Source organism: Streptomyces sp. NPDC026394 (genome assembly GCF_055567735.1).
In genome coordinates this window covers 297,148-313,772 of sequence record NZ_JBVHPX010000009.1, presented here as the reverse complement: position 1 = coordinate 313,772, position 16,625 = coordinate 297,148, and the positions used below count along the sequence as shown (strand labels likewise).

The 16,625-nt window shown below is 71.5% G+C and carries 17 protein-coding genes and 1 pseudogene; 6 read left to right on the top strand and 12 right to left on the bottom strand.

Translation table 11 applies throughout. The annotated features are described in order from the left end of the window. The first annotated feature begins 43 nt into the window (after window positions 1-43). Entirely contained in the window at window positions 44-823 is a 780-nt protein-coding gene (locus ACZ4QV_RS22800; RefSeq protein WP_361152709.1) for an SAM-dependent methyltransferase, read from the top strand. Window positions 824-964: 141 nt separating this feature from the next. On the opposite strand, the gene ACZ4QV_RS22795 is transcribed toward ACZ4QV_RS22800, so the two are convergent. Further along, a complete protein-coding gene (locus ACZ4QV_RS22795; RefSeq protein WP_361152095.1) occupies window positions 965-1,882 on the bottom strand; it encodes a helix-turn-helix domain-containing protein in 918 nt (305 codons plus the stop codon). Window positions 1,883-1,967: 85 nt separating this feature from the next. Then, a complete protein-coding gene (locus ACZ4QV_RS22790) occupies window positions 1,968-2,204 on the bottom strand; it encodes a DUF397 domain-containing protein (RefSeq protein WP_361152097.1) in 237 nt (78 codons plus the stop codon). A gap of 167 nt (window positions 2,205-2,371) precedes the next feature. Between ACZ4QV_RS22790 and ACZ4QV_RS22785 the strand changes: the two genes are divergently transcribed. Continuing rightward, window positions 2,372-2,875, top strand: a complete 504-nt coding sequence (locus ACZ4QV_RS22785) for an ATP-binding protein (RefSeq protein WP_361638532.1) — start codon at window positions 2,372-2,374, stop codon at window positions 2,873-2,875. Between the two features lie 391 nt (window positions 2,876-3,266). Here the strand turns inward: ACZ4QV_RS22785 and ACZ4QV_RS22780 are convergent, their stop codons facing one another. After that, window positions 3,267-3,401 (bottom strand): hypothetical protein, encoded by a 135-nt coding sequence (locus ACZ4QV_RS22780; RefSeq protein WP_361152102.1) that lies wholly within the window; start codon window positions 3,399-3,401, stop codon window positions 3,267-3,269. A gap of 453 nt (window positions 3,402-3,854) precedes the next feature. Between ACZ4QV_RS22780 and ACZ4QV_RS22775 the strand changes: the two are divergent. Then, window positions 3,855-3,980, top strand: a pseudogene (locus tag ACZ4QV_RS22775) (VOC family protein); the annotation flags it as partial. A gap of 116 nt (window positions 3,981-4,096) precedes the next feature. Here ACZ4QV_RS22775 and ACZ4QV_RS22770 read toward each other — a convergent pair. Next, on the bottom strand, window positions 4,097-5,602 hold the full coding sequence (locus tag ACZ4QV_RS22770) for a peptide MFS transporter (protein WP_361638530.1): 1,506 nt from the start codon (window positions 5,600-5,602) through the stop codon (window positions 4,097-4,099). Window positions 5,603-5,808: 206 nt separating this feature from the next. Here ACZ4QV_RS22770 and ACZ4QV_RS22765 point away from each other — a divergent pair, with 206 nt between their 5' ends. Further along, entirely contained in the window at window positions 5,809-6,135 is a 327-nt protein-coding gene (locus ACZ4QV_RS22765) for an antibiotic biosynthesis monooxygenase family protein (RefSeq protein ID WP_031001543.1), read from the top strand. Between the two features lie 73 nt (window positions 6,136-6,208). Next, window positions 6,209-6,883, top strand: coding sequence for a thiaminase II/PqqC family protein (locus ACZ4QV_RS22760; RefSeq protein WP_361152110.1), 675 nt, complete (start codon window positions 6,209-6,211; stop codon window positions 6,881-6,883). Window positions 6,884-6,964: 81 nt separating this feature from the next. On the opposite strand, the gene ACZ4QV_RS22755 is transcribed toward ACZ4QV_RS22760, so the two are convergent. From ACZ4QV_RS22755 to ACZ4QV_RS22730, 6 genes are read right to left on the bottom strand one after another with little or no spacing between them, the layout of a single operon-like run. Beyond that, window positions 6,965-7,648 carry an SDR family NAD(P)-dependent oxidoreductase gene (locus ACZ4QV_RS22755; protein WP_467763336.1) on the bottom strand — a complete coding sequence of 228 codons (684 nt, stop codon included), beginning with the start codon at window positions 7,646-7,648 and terminating at the stop codon, window positions 6,965-6,967. Further along, a complete protein-coding gene (locus ACZ4QV_RS22750; RefSeq protein ID WP_361152114.1) occupies window positions 7,645-8,025 on the bottom strand; it encodes an avidin-fold protein in 381 nt (126 codons plus the stop codon). Before ACZ4QV_RS22750 ends, ACZ4QV_RS22755 begins: the two co-directional genes overlap by 4 nt. Then, window positions 8,022-9,404, bottom strand: coding sequence for an FAD-binding oxidoreductase (locus ACZ4QV_RS22745; protein WP_467763335.1), 1,383 nt, complete (start codon window positions 9,402-9,404; stop codon window positions 8,022-8,024). The genes ACZ4QV_RS22750 and ACZ4QV_RS22745 overlap by 4 nt, the downstream gene beginning before the upstream one ends. Beyond that, window positions 9,401-10,504, bottom strand: a complete 1,104-nt coding sequence (locus ACZ4QV_RS22740) for an NAD(P)/FAD-dependent oxidoreductase (RefSeq protein ID WP_467763334.1) — start codon at window positions 10,502-10,504, stop codon at window positions 9,401-9,403. The genes ACZ4QV_RS22745 and ACZ4QV_RS22740 overlap by 4 nt, the downstream gene beginning before the upstream one ends. Next, window positions 10,501-11,874, bottom strand: coding sequence for a class I tRNA ligase family protein (locus ACZ4QV_RS22735; RefSeq protein ID WP_361152124.1), 1,374 nt, complete (start codon window positions 11,872-11,874; stop codon window positions 10,501-10,503). Before ACZ4QV_RS22735 ends, ACZ4QV_RS22740 begins: the two co-directional genes overlap by 4 nt. Continuing rightward, window positions 11,871-12,221 carry a cupin domain-containing protein gene (locus ACZ4QV_RS22730; RefSeq protein ID WP_361152126.1) on the bottom strand — a complete coding sequence of 117 codons (351 nt, stop codon included), beginning with the start codon at window positions 12,219-12,221 and terminating at the stop codon, window positions 11,871-11,873. The genes ACZ4QV_RS22735 and ACZ4QV_RS22730 overlap by 4 nt, the downstream gene beginning before the upstream one ends. Window positions 12,222-12,348: 127 nt before the next feature. On the opposite strand from ACZ4QV_RS22730, the gene ACZ4QV_RS22725 reads away from it, so the two are divergent. Further along, window positions 12,349-12,828, top strand: coding sequence for a hypothetical protein (locus tag ACZ4QV_RS22725; protein WP_467763333.1), 480 nt, complete (start codon window positions 12,349-12,351; stop codon window positions 12,826-12,828). Window positions 12,829-12,984: 156 nt separating this feature from the next. Here the strand turns inward: ACZ4QV_RS22725 and ACZ4QV_RS22720 are convergent, their stop codons facing one another. Both ACZ4QV_RS22720 and ACZ4QV_RS22715 read right to left on the bottom strand, forming a co-directional pair. Continuing rightward, window positions 12,985-14,529 (bottom strand): right-handed parallel beta-helix repeat-containing protein, encoded by a 1,545-nt coding sequence (locus tag ACZ4QV_RS22720; protein ID WP_361589465.1) that lies wholly within the window; start codon window positions 14,527-14,529, stop codon window positions 12,985-12,987. A gap of 229 nt (window positions 14,530-14,758) precedes the next feature. Next, on the bottom strand, window positions 14,759-16,510 hold the full coding sequence (locus ACZ4QV_RS22715; RefSeq protein WP_361619665.1) for a tryptophan halogenase family protein: 1,752 nt from the start codon (window positions 16,508-16,510) through the stop codon (window positions 14,759-14,761). Window positions 16,511-16,625: the final 115 nt, after the last annotated feature.

Sequence of the window (16,625 nt, the reverse complement as noted above, 5' to 3'; positions counted from 1 at the left end):
CGTGGTGAAGCCGGAAGAGAAACCAGATTTTGACCTAGGGCGCATTGATGTGACCAAGCCCAGCGTGGCCCGCATGTACGACTACTACTTGGGTGGTCACGACTACTACGAGGCCGACCGCCAAGCCTGCATCGAGTTGTCACGGCTGGCCCCCAGCACCGAGGCACTGGCCCGCAACAACCGGCGTTTCCTCCAGCGCGCCGTAGGCGTGCTGGCCCGCGACTACGGCGTGCGGCAGTTCCTCGACCATGGCTCCGGGTTACCCACCCAGGACAATGTGCACCAGGTCGCCCAGCGCATCGACCCCGACGCCCGCGTCGTCTACATCGACAACGACCCGATCGTCCTGGCCCACGGCCGCACCCTGCTCGACGAAAACGACAAGACGCTGGTGTTGCAGGCCGACATGACGGACACCGACCACATCTTCGCCCACCCCGACGTACAACAACTGCTGGACTTCGACGCGCCGGTGGCAGCGCTGTTCGTCTCGGTGTTGCACTGCCTCGACGACGAACCCGCAGCCGCCCTGGTGCGCGAGGTCGCCCGACGGCTGGTACCCGGCAGCTTCATCGTCATCAGTCATCTCGCCAGTACGGACCCTGACTTGCGTCGCAAGGCCACCGACCTCATGCTGGCCAACACTGACGGCCACTGGGGACGCGTACGAGAGCCTCACGAGGTCGAGGCGTATTTCGACGGCATGGAGATCCTGGACCCGGGCCATCTGGTGGAAATCTCCGCGTGGCGCCCGGACACTGAGGTCGCACCGCGCCAGCGCACCCGGGAATGGATCGAATACGGCGGCATCGCCCGTATCTGACACTCCCGGCCGGAGAGACAGCCGGGCGGCGGGCCAGTGCTTGCCTTGGGCCACTCGCCGAGCAGGACCGGTCGGCAGCAGCTGCATCGCAATGGCTCCCAAGGCATCGCGTCGCCACCATCAGCCTGCTGGGCGGCGTGGTCAGGCCCGGTAGCGGGCAATAGCGGCTTCGAGCAACTCCAGGCTCTCGCCACGCGAGGCCGCCGCCTGCTGCAGGCGCACCATCTGCCCCTTGTATGACTGGACTTCCTCGGGCTTGGTCAGGTAGCGGGCATGGTCGGGGGCCTCCAGGTAGATCAAGTCCTGCAGGCCGCCGCCAGGCGGAAAGACCAGGTAAGTGAGAGACGTCGAGGTCACACAGGCTTCGTAGGGGATGAACCGCAGGTTGATGCCGTCGCGGCGGGTCAAATCACGCAGTTTCTCCAACTGTTTGCACATCACCGCAGGACCGCCGTACGGGCGCCACAGCACACTCTCGTCCATCAGCGCCAGCACGTCGGGGGACCCTGCGCGGTCCAGCAGCAGCTGACGGTTCAGCCGTAATTGGACCCGTTGGTCTACCTCGTAGGCCGAGGCGCCGGGCGGCAGTCCGCGCTCGACGATGGCCCGCGCGTACGCCTGGGTCTGCAACAGCCCCGGTACGTACTCCCACTCGTAGGTGCGGATGCACTGGGCGCAGGCCTCCAGCCCGATCAGGCGGCGGAACCAGCCCGGTGTCACATCGTTGAACGCCTGCCACCACGGGTTGCGTCGGGAGGCCTCCAGCAGGGCCCGGATGCCCTCCAGGTGTTCGGAGTCGGTGACCTCGTAGAAGGACAGCAGGGCAAAGACATCGCAGTCCTTGACGCTGTGCTCGCCACCCTCGATACGGCTGATCTTGGAGATGGACGCATGCACCTCCGGCGCCACTTGCTTGATGGTCAGCCCCCGCTCAGTGCGCAGATGGCGGAGGTAGGCACCGAGCACCGTCAGCGCGGCAACAGGATTGCCCGCTGACGGCGCCTGGAAAGCCGCGACGTTCGTTATCGCACTGTGAGGGCCTGATCCGGCGGCCGACATTCGTCCTCCACACCTGGGGCGGGCTGCCAGTATGTCAGCGCTGCCAAGGGCGTGCCGTCATATGCCGGTGCGCCTGAGTCGAATTCTAGCCAGCCAGCAGGAAATCGAATTCACCTAGTTTCGCTCCCTCAAGGAACGCGGCCACCTCGGCACGGGTATAGACCAATGCCGGGCCGTGCGGATCCCGGGAGTTGCGGATCGCCACGCCACCCCCGGGGACCTGCGCGAACTCGACACAGTTCCCGTTCGCACCGCTGGCCGTGCTTTTCACCCACCGCACGCCCAGGTCGCTTGCCGGCATCCCGTTGAAGACCTGCTGCATCGTCACCATCTCCTCAGGTCGGCTTGGCGCGGTGCCGAGACGAAGCTGTGCGCCGGCGCACCATCCCAGCCCCTGCGTGCAATTGCACGAACCGCGAATGTGCCGGAATACTAGCCCCGTCAGGCACATCTGAAGCCACCCGCAAGGGTGTTCTTTTCGGAGGGTCCGTGAGCCCTGAACCTGCCCTCGCGCTACCATCCCGCAGCACACCGGCCGCACTGGTGACCGAAATCGCGTGCCCCGCACCGGCCGATTGGGGACTGCCGATGGGCCTGGGCACCCCTCTCTTCGCCGCCCTGCGCTTTACCGACCATTGGGACGCCCTGCACCGCGTACGCCACTTCACCCACACCACCCTCAAGCGATGGAACCTGCCCGCCCGCAACGCCGACATCACCACAGTGGTCGGCGAACTCGCCGCCAACGCCTGCCTCCACGCGCTGCCTTACCACCGCAGCGACGCCTGGCTCGGCCTGACTGCCACCACCACCCACGTCATCTGCGCCGTCAACGACCCCAGCCCGCAGCCTCCGCAACCCGCCCCCGACGACCCGCTCGCGGAGCGGGGCCGCGGCCTGCACATCGTCCACGCGCTCAGCACCCGCTGGGGCTACTGCCTCGATGCCGACCGAGGCAAAATCGTCTGGGCCCACCTGCGCAGCGCCGAATGATGGGCTGCCGCTCGCTGTCTACGCGGGACAAAGATGATGCGCCCGTCTCGGATGCACCGCGTTCTGGAGCACCTCGATGACGTCCTGGTGCGACGGCGGCAGCACCGCCGCCGGCATCCCACCCGACCCCTGAGCAACCAGGCGTAGCTGACCGGCGATCGAGCAACACACCCAGGCCCCCAAGGCCGGGTCAGGAGCAGGGACGCGCAGGGCCCCGCACGCAACCGGTAGGCCGGGGTGCACGTGCGGGGCCGCTCGCGGGGGGTGGGTCGTCAGACTCCGGTCAGGGTGTAGTTTCAGGCAACCTGGCTGGTGTGGGAGACCTCGGCGGGCTCCGGCTGTACGCGATCATTCGCGTTGGCTCGTCCCGGCTGAGTGGCGGGTTGTCCCGTCACGTGCCGCGGGTCTTCCCCGTCCTGGGCCTGGCGGCCCGCTCGTGCTGCGAGTGGCTGACCGTGGAGAGCGTCTGCACCACATCGGCGTGGGCCTCGATCCTCGTCAGCGTGAGCATCGCCGAACGGGGCATCGTTCGGGCACGTTGCCTCGCACCGGTAGGGACCCGGGCCGGTGGAATTCGACCCCCGTTGCACGGTGGAACAGGGAACCGGCACTTGGATACACGCCCCCGGGCCATCGCAGGCTACGTCCGGGAAGCCGCCTGACGTGTGGGGCACTCTTCGGTCGGTACGAGAGGAAGCCTGCGGGGGATCCGAGGGGCCCTCCCGTCGGACGGTGAGACGCATGAACTGCTGGAGCAGGACGAAGCAAAGGGGCGCCGAGACCGGGTCGTCGCCGGTTGGCCTTGACCTCCGGACGGCGGCCCGATGCGCCGATGGCCGGGATGCCGTGGAGCGGCAGGTAGGTCCGGCCAGGAGGCGCAGGAGGCGCAGGAGGCCAGGAGGCCAGCGGCCCAGGAAGACGTGCGGGTGCCTCTGGAAATGAGCGGTGCGGTCTCCTTCGTACGCGGTACGGAGCGCCGATGCCAGCGATCAAGAGGTTCCAAGTCACCTTCGACTGCGCAGAACCTGATCGCCTCGCTCGCTTCTGGTATGAGGTGTTGGGGGCCGCCACCTGGGACGATTTCCACCGCACGCTGCCTCTTGAGTTTCTCCGTGTCGGGGAGCCGGGGGAGCCGGGGAAGTGGGCGGCCACCATCCGGACCGCCTCGGTGACCTGCACGGCCGCGCCGTCCCCCCCCGCACGCCGGGGCATCCGCACATCTCATACCCCCAGCTTCCGCGCCAGCGCCCCGCGCCCCAGAAACAGGCCAAGGCCCGTGACCAGGGCGGCCAGCGCCAGCGCGAAGAAGTACGCCGGGGACGGCGATCCGCCGCCCGCCACCCGCAGGGCGTTGCCGCCCAGGCCGCCGCCGAGCGCCCCGGCCAGCCAGAACAGGCCCACCATCTGGCTGACGAACGTCGCCGGGGCCACGGCGGTCGCGGCGCTCATACCGACCGGGGCGAAGGCCACTTCGCCTGCCGCGAGCAGCAGGAAGGCCAGCAGCAGCCACACTGCCGGGACCCGGCCGTCCGCTGCCGACGCGGCCTGCCACGCGGCGAGCGCCATCACCGTGAAGGCCGCGCCCACGCACACCATGCCGATGGCGAACTTGGCTGCGGTGGTGATCCGGTCGCCCGCCCGCTTCCACAGCGCGGCGAACAGCGGCGCGGTGAGCAGGACGAACAGCGGCAGCGCGGACTGGAACCAGCTCGCCGGCACGGTGAACCCGAGCACCGTACGGTCCGTCGCGTCCCGGGCGAAGACCGAGAAGACCGACCCGCCCTGCAGCGACAGCGCCCAGAACACGGCCGAGGCCAGGAACAGCCAGACGTACGTCTTCACCCGGACCCGCTCCGCCCGGGTCAGCCGGGGGTCGCGGAGCAGCCGCCAGAAGAACAGCACGGGGACGAGTACGGTCAGCAGCCCGGTCAGTGCCATGACGTGGGCGATCCGGAACATGCCCAGCGCCGCGTCCGTGCCGTACCCGGCGACGAGGACGGCGGCCGCCAGCCCGGTGCCCCGCAGCACCCGGGTGCGCTGCGCCGGGGTCGCGGCGCGTTCGGGGGCGTGGCCGACGGTGCCGAAGTGCCGGGTGCCGCGCACGTACTGCAGCAGGCCCAGCGCCATGCCGAACGCGGCGAGCCCGAACCCGAGGTGCCAGTCGACGGTCTCGCCCACGGCACCCACCACGAGGGGCGCCACCAGCGAGCTGAGCTGGACGCTCATGTAGAAGACGGCGAACCCGGCGTCCCGGCCGGCCCGGTCCTCGGGCGCGTAGAACGCACTCAGCAGGCCGGCCATGTTCGGCTTGAGCAGTCCGGTCCCGGCGGCGATCAGCAGGAGCCCGGGGTAGAAGAGCGGGCGGCCCGGAACAGCCAGCGACACATGGCCCAGGCCGATCAGGACACCGCCGTACAGGACGGCACGGCGGGCGCCCAGCAGCCGGTCGCCGATCCAGCCGCCCGGCACCGACGCGACGAAGACCGCGGCCAGGTACAGGCCGTAGAGCGCGGCGGCGTCGCCACTGCTCATGCCGAGGCCGCCGCCGGAGGCCGGGGCCGAGGCGTACAGGACGAGGATCGCCGACATCCCGTAGAAGCTGAAGCGTTCCCAGACGTCGGTGGCGAAGAGGGTGAAGAACCAGCGGGGACGGCCCAGCGGGCCGCGGCTCCCGGCTCTGGGCGGGCGGGCCGGTTCGGCGGCCCGCGGGTATATCGGCGCGCTCATGGTTCCTCCATCACGACGCTCGGGGGGAGGTGAGGTTCACTCCGGCGCGTCGCAGGCGGGTCGAGGACGGGTGGAGACCCCGGCGTCCCGTCCGCGCCAGGGGATACGCGAGTTCGCGTACAGCCGTGGGTTCGAGCCGCTGTCGAGCGCGGTCGCCGACGCTGGGCGGCGTCCGCGAACGCCGACCGAGGACGGAGGCCGGCCAGATGCCGCAGTCTCTCCCATTCCGTGTGATGTTGCGTATGGAGATCCACCCCGGCCACGGGGACGAGTTCGAGCGGGTGTGGCAGGAGATCGGGCGGCGCATCGCCGCTCAGCCGGGCAACCTGTGCCAGTCCCTGGCCCGCTCGGCCGACGAGGACGACGTCTACTACGTCGTCACCGACTGGGTCGACGCCCCGAGCTTCCACCGCTTCGAGCACAGCGAGGAGCACGTGGACAACCGCCGGCGGCTCGCCCCCTTCCGCAGCGGTGGCGAGATGCGGCTCAGCCAGACACTGTGCCTGCTGCCGGGGGAGTCAGCACGGCAGTAGGCGGCGGATGGCGTTCCCGGCACACCCTTCGTCCCCCGTGAACCGGACCCGTGAACCGGAGAGGAGCACCGTCGTGTTGCACCAGGAACTGAAGGAACGGGCGGAACCCGAGTGGAAGGAGATCATCGAGCATCCGTTCTGGGCGGGAGTGCGGGACGGTTCGCTGCCCGCCGGCGCGCTGACGCACTTCGTCGAGCAGTGCGCGGGCCACGTCCTGCCCGCCTACGCACGGGCCCTGGCCCGCACCGCCGCCGCCACCCGCTGGGACCGGCACGTGGTCCTGCTGGCGCAGGCCGCGGCGGGCACGGTCCGGGCGCGCGACCGGCTGCTGGCGGCCCACAACGGACTGGACGCCGCGCTGGGCGTCCCCCGTGCCGACCCCGAGGCGCCCGCCGGAGCCATCACCCACGCGCACACCACGTTCCTGCACGCGGCGACGGCGACGACGGTGGCCGCCGGTATGGGCGCGCTGCTGCCGCTGGCCTGGTTCCGTCAGCGCCTCGGTGACGACCTGCTCCTGCGCCGTGTGCCCGGCTCGCGCCACAGCGCCTGGATCGACATCTTCCAGCCCGGCCCCGAGTACGCGGAAGCCGTCTCCGAGCTGGAGGACGCGTACGACGAACTGGGCGGCCTGATGGCCACGCCCGGCCGGACGGAACTCGTCGAGTACTTCACGCTGGGGCTGCGCTACACCGCGTCCGTCACCAAGGCCGCCTGGGCCGAGGCAGGACAGCCGGCGGCCCGCTGAGCACCGGCCCCGGGCACCGTCCGCAAGCGCCACGGGCCCGGCCCCCGCACAGGGGCCGGGCCCGTGGCCCGTTCAGCGGATTCACCAGTCGATGACCGTGTCCCGGCGCAGGAAGACTCCGCTGGGGCCGTCGTCCGGGAGCGTCGCGGCGTCCGCGATGTGGCGGGCCGCCTCTTCGGGGGCCTGCTCCGCCTGCGGCTGCATACGGGTACGGACCAGACCGGGATTGATGGCGTTCACCAGGACCCCCGTCCCCTTGACCTCCTCCGCCAGCATCGTGGTGAGCGCGTTGAGGGCCACCTTCGACGCCGTGTAGCCGGGGCACTGCGGGGACGGGCCGTACGCGAACGACGCCGCGCCGCTGGAGATGTTCACCACCCGTCCCCAGCCCCGTTCCACCATGCCGGGCAGGAACGCCTGGGTCACCCGCCAGGCGCCCAGCAGGTTGACCTCCAGGCTGCGGCGTACGCCTTCCAGGTCGGCGGCGGAGGGGGCGACACCCCAGTCCGACAGGACGCCCGCGTTGTTGACCAGGATGTCTACCGGCTGCCCGACGGCGGCCGCACGGACCGCGTCGGGGTCGGTGACGTCGAACGCGAGCGCCGCCGTGTCGCCGGCGGCCCCGGCGGCGGCCCGCCCGGCCGCCGCCCCGTCCCGCGCGGCGAACAGCACCCGGTGCCCGCGGCGCGCCAGTTCCGTGGCCACCGCCAGGCCGAGGCCGCGGTTGGCCCCGGTCACCAGGGCGGTACGCGCCGGTCCTGTCACGTCCGTACCTCCTCGATGTAGGAGGTGCCGTGCGAGCCGTCCGCCCGGCTCCACTCCTCGCGCAGCCTCAGCCGGCCGTCCGCGAGCCGCTCCGGGTGGCTGACGCACTGTCCGGAGACCACCTCCCCATCGGTGAGGACCTGGCAGTACGCAGCGGTGATGACCCCGTCGGAGTCGCACCGGCCGACCAGCCGGCCGTGGCGCACCCGGCCGCCGGAGAACTCCGCCCAGACCAGGTCCCGGTGCTGGTGGTAGTCGCCGGCCGGAACCTGTGCGGCACCGGGGCCCGAGGCGGTCTCCGCGGCCGTGGAACGGAAGGTCAGCCCGTCGTAGAGAGAGGGCGCCGCGGCGGCGGGCGGGCGGGTGGCGTGGGTCATCGGGGAGCTCCTGTCAGAGTGTAGCCGGACCGGAAGAAGCCGTCCGGGTCCAGTTGCCGCTTGAGTCTGCGCAGTCGGGCGAAGTTCTCCGGGCCGTAGGTCTGCTCGCCCCGGACGGCCGTGAGGCTGTCCCGGTCCGCGTAGTTGAGATAGCCGGCACCCCACGTGCTGTACGGCTCGGCGAGCCGGGACACCGACTTGGCCCACTCCCGCTGCTGGGCGTCGGCGGCCGACAGCCCGGCGTCCCAGATGGCCATGCCGGTGATGTTGAACCGGGCGGTGCGGAAGGGCACCACGCCCGGCACCCGGGCCCGGTCGCGCACGGCGCCGTGGATCGGTTCGATCAGGATGGTGTCGTTGTACGGGTCGGTGATCCGCGCGGCGCGGAATCTCTCCGCCAGGGCCTCGGTCAGCTCGTCGGGCAGACCGTCGACACAGCGCGCGCTCCAGTAGTGCCGCAGTCCGAACGGCAGCCGGCCCAGGCACTGCTGCATGGAGACGTACGATCGCTCGCCCACAGCCCAGGTCAGCGGGGTGAGCGTGGCGCGCAGCGCCTTGTCCAGCACGGCCGGGTACTCGGGGTCGTCCCCCGAGTAGCACACGCTGATGACGGCCGCGGGTTCCTGCATCGGACCGTACCGTTCGAGCAGCAGGGTGCAGATCAGCTCGTCGGGCGCGTCCCGCATCAGGTCGCGGAAGAACCGGACGGCGGCCGCCGGGTCGTCGGCCGGGTAGGCGACGTAACCGCCGTACACGCGCGGCACGTCGTGCAGTCGGAACGTGAACTCGGTGACGGCACCGAAGTGGTGGCCCGCCCCGCGCAGCGCCCAGTCGGTCTCGGGGTGGGTCTCCGGGGAGACCGTGAGCGTCTCGCCGGACGCGGTGACCAGTTCGTAGCTCAGTACGTTGTCGCAGCTCAGGCCCGCGCGGCCCATCAGGTGCCCGATGCCGCCGCCGAGGGTGAGTCCGCCGACGCCGGTGTCGTCGAACGTGCCGCCTGTGGTGGCCAGTTGGTACGTACCGGCCGCCAGGTCGACGTCGGCCCAGGTCGCCCCGCCGCCGACGCGGGCCGTCCGGGCACCGGGATCGACACGTACCCCGCTCAGCAGCCGCAGGTCGATCACCACCCCCGCGTCGACGGACCCGGCTCCGGCGACGTTGTGCCCACCGCCCCGGATCACGGCCGGCAGGCCCGTCTCCTGCGCGGCCAGGACCGCGGCCCGCACCTCGGCGGTGTCCCTGGGCAGGCAGACCGCGGCCGGGTGGTGGTCGTGTGCTCCGTTGAACAGCAGCCGCATCCGGTCGTAGGCGGGGTGACCGGGGGTGACCACCCTCCCCGGGCAGGCTGCCTCCAGCGTGCTGCGCACGTCGGCGCTCATGACGTCTCCCTCCGTGTGATGGTGGTGATCGGGGCGCGGCCGGTCCGGGGCGTACCGGAGGAGATGCCGGCCAGCAGGCCGCTCGCCGCCTCCCGGGAAGCGGCGAGCGCGAGCTTCGCCGAGCCGCCGCTGCCGCCGGTGAAGGTGAACAGCCGTCCCGGGGCGCCGAGTACGGGCGCCAGGGCGAGCCGCCCGGCCGGCCCGTAGGCGTCCACGGCGGCCACGGGGCGCATCAGCCGCCCCAGGGACAGGCCGGGCAGCCGCCGTGCGGCCGCGGCCCGGACAGCGCGCTCCTCGTGGTCGAGGAAGCGCGCCGCGCCCGGCTCGGCCCCCCAGCGTTCGGTGGGCAGGCCCAGCAGCATCCGGCCGGGGCCGGCGGGCCGTCCGTACAGGCCGCTGGTCTCGTCGACGAAGGCGGGCGGCAGCAGCCCGCCGGCCCGGTAGACGGCACACTGAATGACCTTCGTCCGTACGGTGTCGTCGGCGGTGACACCGAGGGACCGCAGCAGCCGGCCCGTCCAGGCGCCGGTGGCCGCCACCAGGACGTCGGCCGTGCCCTCGTGGGTGACGGTCCGGTACGTGACGCTGCCCTCCGGGCCGTCGCAGGTCACGGAGCGCAGTCGGCCGGACGGCACATCCGCTCCCCGGGCGACGAGGTCGATGATGGCCGCACGGCGCAGACCGTCGGGGGAGAGGTGGCCGGCGTGCGGTTCCAGCACCCCGGCCGCTCCCTCCGGCAGGCCCTGCACGCCGAACTCGTCGGCCAGCCGCCGCCGGTCGCACCGCTCGGCCGTCGGCGGCAGGGCGTCCGGCACGGCGTCGTACCCGTCAGCGGGGGCCAGGACGTACAGGGACCGGCCGGGGCGGTAGGCGGACCACTTGCGCAGGGTGCGGCTGGTCCGCAGCTCCGCGAGGCTGAGGGCGGCGAGCCGCGCCACCTCCGGATCGCGCTCGAAAGCGCGCACCAGGCCGCCTGACGCGGCGGTGGCGTCCGGCCGGGGCGCGCCCGTCAACAGCGTCACCCGGGCCCCGTGCTCCGCGACGAGCCGCCAGGCCAGCAGCGCGCCCGCCACCCCCGCGCCCACGACGCAGATCCTCATCCGGCCCGCGCTCCTTCCGGGACCGGGGCGCCCGCCGTGCCGGTGAGCGCGCCGCGCAGTTCCGGGTCGCCGCCGGGGCGCAGCAGGCACCGGGCGGCGTACGCGGCGTCGAAGTGCTCCGGTGTCAGGGCCCGCGCGGCCCGGTCCCGCTCGGTGGCGTACTCCGGGCCCTCGCCCGCCGGGGCCGCGAGGTCCCAGCTCGCCGTCAGGGCGTGGTAGCGCTCCGGGGTGAAGTCGGTGGAGTAGGGGGCGGGCCGGTCCCAGCACAGGAAGGCGCGCAGCACCTCGGGGTCCTCGTGGTCCAGCAGGTCGTGGGCCCAGACGGCGTGGCCCCGGCTGGTGGAGAACTTGGCGCCCGACAGGTGGTAGAACTCGTTGACCACCAGGCCGCCCAGGACGTCCGGCGGCAGCCCGAAGGCCAGGAACAGCGCGGGGAACTGCGCCAGGTAGTAGAACGTGTTGTCCCGGCCCAGGAAGGCCCACAGCGCGTCGACGCCGCGCCAGGCGCGCACGTGCCCGTCGATCCCGGCCGCGCCGGGTTCCAGCCGCTGCCCGATGGTGTACAGGTAGCCCAGCGCCATCTCGGACCACACGTCGATACGGTGCTCCGGTGTGGTGACGGACTCGATGCCCCAGTCGGTCGGGTAACTGAGCGGGACGTCGGGCAGTTCCGGCAGGCGGAACAGCTGCCGCAGCAGCAGCCGGGCGCTGGGCGGGGCGTCGGCGGCGGCCCAGACGCGGCTGAGGCCCTCCCGGTAGTGCTCCAGCGGGAGGACGGGGCCGCTTACGGTGCGCCGGGCGGTGAGCGGGGAGCCGCAGCGGGTGCACCGCGCGTCCACCAGGTTCCCGGCCGTGGTGAACCAGCCGCAGCCCTCGCAGGTACCGCCGCACGAACCCGTCCCGCAGCGGGGGCAGCCCCCGGACACGTACGCGTGGTGGGGGACGCCGGGGCAGGACGGGCAGACGGGGGTCTCCCACTCCCGTACGGGCAGCGTCCCGGAGGCGACCAGTTCGTCGAGGAATCCGGCCACCGCGGTGCGGTAACCGACGTCACTGAGCGGGTCGGTGAACACGTCGTGGCGCACGCCCGCCCGGTCGAACACCGCACGGATCCGCGCGGCGTGCCCGTCGCGTTCCTCGCGCACCTTGGTGCCCCGCTGCCGCGCCCTGGCGGGGACGTAGTTCTGGTGGTCGTCCAGGCCGCACACCGTCAGCACCCGCTCGCCGCGCAGGCGGGCCGCGCGGGCGGCGACGTCGGCGGCGACGTACGGGCCGGCCAGGTGCCCCACGTGCAGCGGGCCGTTGGGGGTGGGCGGTGGGGAGAGCAGTACGGTCGTGCCCCGGCCGCGGGGCGCCGTCACCGCGCTCATCCGGCCTCACCTGAGCCCGCCGCCGACGGCAGCCAGTAGACGCTGAGAATGCGCACCGGTTCCTCGGCCGCCTTGATGACGTGCCGCTCCCCGGGTGACAGCAGGACGGCCGTACCCGGCCCGGCCGTGACCTCCGTACCGTCCACGGTGAACACGGCGGTGCCGCTGACCACGACGGCGAGTTCGACCTCGGGGTGCTCGTCCAGCGCGCTTTCGGAATGCGCCGGAATGCGGCACCACATGGCGTCGAACGGCAGTGGCTGTTTCTTCGGGTGCTCCTCCCAGCGTCCGATGCCGATCCCGTATTCGTGACTAAGCTGCGATTCATCCAGGGTGAACGTCTGCACGGCCAGCTCCCAGCCGGTAGTCCCTCCCGCGCGGCGCGCGGCCGACGGGGGAAAACATCCAGGACACCGCTCAAGGAGTGGTCGAACGGGGTTGGGTGGCCCGTTCCGTACGTGCCACCATGAGGACATGACCACCGAATTACAGGTGGGGCAGCGCCCCACCCGGTATGCGCCGCGCTCCGTGCGCACACTGGAACACGGGACGGCGGACGGCTGGACGGTGAAGCGGTACGCCGTCTCGGCGCTGCGGGAACTGCCGCCCGCGGAGGTGCACGCCTTCGCCTGGGACGCGGTGCGCCGGAGCCTTCCGGAGCCGTACGCCGACGGGTTCCGCCACGCGTTCAGCGTGGTGCACGAGGACGCGGACGGCGTCTACGCCGTCGTCGGCTGGTGGAGCGCCAACCGGCTGATCCTGCACACCCGCACCTGGCTCGCCGACTGGGCGGACCTGAAGCGGCTGACCGAGGCCCCGGGCCACGCCACCGCCTGCGTGTGGGAGCTGGCGGTGATCGGCTGTGAGCGGGACGCCTGGGTCGAGTACGTGCTGCGGTGCGACCCGCCGGACCTGGGCCGCTACCTGGCGGCCGGTCTCCACGGGGAGTACTGAAGCGGCCGGCGCGACCCCGGACCGGCTACGGAGGGGCGCCCCTTGGCATCCGCCGACGCCACGGGGCACCCCGGGGAGCCGCCCGCCACCCTGCGGGACAGGCCGTTCACCGACCTGACGCGGAGCCCCGGCGCGGGGCTCCGGGCAGGCGCCGGCCTACTGTGGAGCCTTCTGGTAGGCGCCGATGTGCGGGACGGCCGGGACGGGATTGCCGTAGAAGTCCTTTCCGCCGTCCCCGGTGACGCGGCTGCCCGCCTTCAGGGCCGGTGAACCGGTCTGGAGCCGGTAGCCGTTGGCGTCGGACACGGAGGTCGCCGTGCCGGGCGCCGTCAGCAGCGGGTCGCCGGCGAGGTTGTGCTCGCCGTTCGGCGGGAGCGCCGTGACCCGGTCGAAGAGGTTGTACCGGTAGGTGCCGTAGCGGTCGTTCACGGTCGAGCCGTCCTTCGCGCCCACGAACACGTTGTTCTGCAAGGTGAAGTCGTTCGGCCGGACGACTTCCACGAGGCTGTTCGCGTTCGGCGCGTAGAAGGTGTTCTGGTAGATCCGCAGATTCGACACGCCGGTGCAGAAAGAGTTGAGCAGGCCGAGTCCCTGGGCGTCGGCGGCGTCGTTCTGGCTGATATTGTACCGGACGATTCCGTCCTTGGCGGTTTCCCCGTCGTCCTGGCAGAAGTAGAGGAAACCACCGCCGTTGTCCTGTGAGTAGTTGTACTGGTAGGTGGTACCGACATTTCCCCCTTCCACGGCGAAGGCCATGCCCGGGCCCTTCCCGTGCCGCACGGTGTTGTGTTCGATGACGGTGCGGTCCGAATTCCAGGCGTAGGCGCCGATGTTGTAATCGGTGGAGCGCATGTTGAATCCGTCGACCGTGTTCTCGGTCACCCGGGCCCGGTTCCCGTTGAACAGGATGATGCCGTCACCGCCGATGTTCTTCACGGTGTTGCGGCTGATGACGATGCCCTCGTTGGGGACGAACTCGGTACCGGGGCCCTTGGGGTTTTCCGGGCGCTTCTGCCAGTCGGAGGTGATGCCGATGCCGGTCCGGTCGACGTTGTCGACCGTGCTGTCGGTCACCGCGATCCCGGAGAAGCCGGTCGGTACCGAGGAGCCGGCCGCCTCGAAGAGGATGCCGCCGCTGGGACGGGGATAGCGGTGGTCGGTGCCGTTGACGTCGCGGACGGTGACGTTGTCGATCACGTAGTGGTGACCGATGCCGTAGTCCCGCAGCAGCACCCGGATGCCCGCGCGCTGGGCCGGCGTCGCGCCGGTGTTGGTGACGGTGATCTTCCGTATCTGGTAGTACTCGACGTTCTCCAGCAGGACGGCGGCGGACGCCCCGGCGCCGTCGACGACGGGGGCGCCGCCCCTGCCGTAGGGCTCCACGGACACCGGTGCCTGCGCGGTGCCGGACCCCTTGGGGGCGAGGGTGCCCTGGCAGGTCGTCCCGGCGCGCAACTGGAGCGAGTCGCCCGGCGCGAACTTCACCTTGTTGGCCCGGGCCAGGGACCGCCAGGCGGTGCTCTCCGAGGTGCCGTCAGCGTTGTCGTCGCCGCCGGCGCAGTCGACGAAATACGTGGTGCCGGCCTTGGTGTGGGCCGTGGCGACGGGCGGTGCCGCGGCGGCCGGCGCCGGTACGGGACCCAGGGCCAGCGCGCCGGCCAGTACGGTCCCGACCGGCCCGATGGCGAACCATTTACGCACATCTCCTCCATTCCGCCCACGCGGACGGCCGTCGTCGGCGTGGGTGTGCGCCGCATCGTGGTCGGGTCCGCATGAGCGGGACTAGAGAAGGCCTGGACTCCTCTTGTGGATTTTCGAATTGATGTGGTAGCAGGGTATTTACGTTCGGTGACGGCGGTCACCGTCGGCTGTTGTCAGTGCCCGGCGGTACCCGGCCGGCCCGCGCCGGTCGGGCGCCGCGGGCGGGACGTCACCGCATCCCCATCCGCCGCGCGATTTCCCTGCCGGCCCAGCTGTCGTCGTCCTCCAAGAGCTGGCGGTTCAGCTCCGGACAGGCGTCGAACGCCTCCAGCGCCTCCCGCGTGGGCAGCGCCGCACGCACCAGGGCGTCCGCGGCCCGCTTGCGCGTCTGCCACGCCGACAGCGGCTCGTCCATGGGCAGGATCCGTGTGGGCACCTGCTGACCCAGCAGCAGGTAGTCGATGCCGAACAGGCCGAAGAAGGACGGTGCCACCCGGGACAGCATGTCCTGCACGAAGGCGTTGCGGCGGGACAGCGGCGCCCCGCCCGCGAAGACGTCGAGCAGGGGCTGGAAACCGGACACGTCGGCGGAGGCGCGGCACTCCTGCCAGAACTTCGTGTCCAGCCGGGTGTTGAACCGGTAGTGCAGGCCCAACAGCCACCGGATCGCGTCCCACTGCTGCCCCAGCGCGGCGTTGAGGGTCTCCCGCACCTGCGGGCCGTCCCAGGACGCCGGCAGACACGAGACCAGGCTCTGCACCTCGACGCCGATCATCATCAGCCCGGTCGACTCCAGCGGTTCCACGAAGCCGTACGAGTTGCCGACCGCCACCACATTGCCGCGCCAGGCCTTCGCGTAGCGCCCGCTGCGGAACCGTACGAAGTGCGGGTCGGAGATGCCGGGGAAGCGGGCCGCGAGCTCCCCGGCGGCCTCGTCGTCGGAGATCGCCGCCGAGGAGAACACATAGCCGCGGTGATCGCTGCCCCGCGTGGGGATGCGCCAGCACCAGCCGGCGTTCATCGTGGTCGCCTGGGTGTAGGGCCGGATCTTCCCGTCCTGGGCGACGTTGCCGGTGACGGCCGAGTCGGTGAACAGGGTGCTGGAGAACGGGACGTACGGTGTCGCGAAGGCCCGGCCGAGCAATTGCGAACGGAAACCGGTGCAGTCCACGTACAGGTCGAACGACAGGTCGCGCCCGTCGGAGGTCCGCAGCTTCTCGACCCACTCGGGGCCGCTGAGTTCCACGTCGGCCACCGTCGCCTCGACGTGGTGGACGCCGCGGCGCTCGGCGAGTTCCGTCAGGTACGACACGAGCAGGGCGTTGTCGAGGTGGTAGGCGAACGGCAGGTACTTCATCAGAGACAGCGGGGCCTCGCCCTTGCGGTACACGGCCGCCTTGTCGGCCGTCATCAGCGCGGAGCCCAGGGTGGAGCCGTTGATGCCGCCGGTCGTCCGGAGGGCGCCCTGCAGGCCCACCGAGTCGCTGGACCAGTCGAACGGCCCCATGAAACCGTCCGGGTGCGGTCCCCAGTCGAACCTGATGCCCAGCTTCCAGGTGGGGCGCACGCGGCGATACAGCTCCTCGGCGTCGATCCCGAGGTAGTGGTGGAGGAAGAGCGTCATGTACGTCACGGTGGCCTCGCCGACCCCGATGATCGGGATGTGCCGCGACTCGACGAGCGTCACGTCCAGCCACGGCCGCTTGGCCTTCAGCGCGAGCGCCGCGAGATATCCCGCCGTCCCGCCGCCGATGACGCCCACCCGGCGGATCGCCCGGGGCGTGGACGCGTCGGGCCGCTCCATGTCCCCACCCGAGGCCGCCAGCGACCGCAGCAGAGCCAGCGGCTCCGCGCCGCCCCCGGCCCCCGGCAGCCAGCCGCGCACCGCGTCCGCCTCCTCGCGGGGCAGGGTGCCCAGCACCTGATCCAGCGCGTTCCCCGGCCGCGTGGCAAGCCCGCTGTTCAGTACCTTGTGGTCCATCCGTACCTCTTCTTGGTTCACCGGATTCCCGACATGTCGCACCGGGTCCACCGTGTTCCACCGCACTAGAGCGGGCCTTGAGGGGGCGTGCCGCGGAATCCGTCACAAGCTCCCT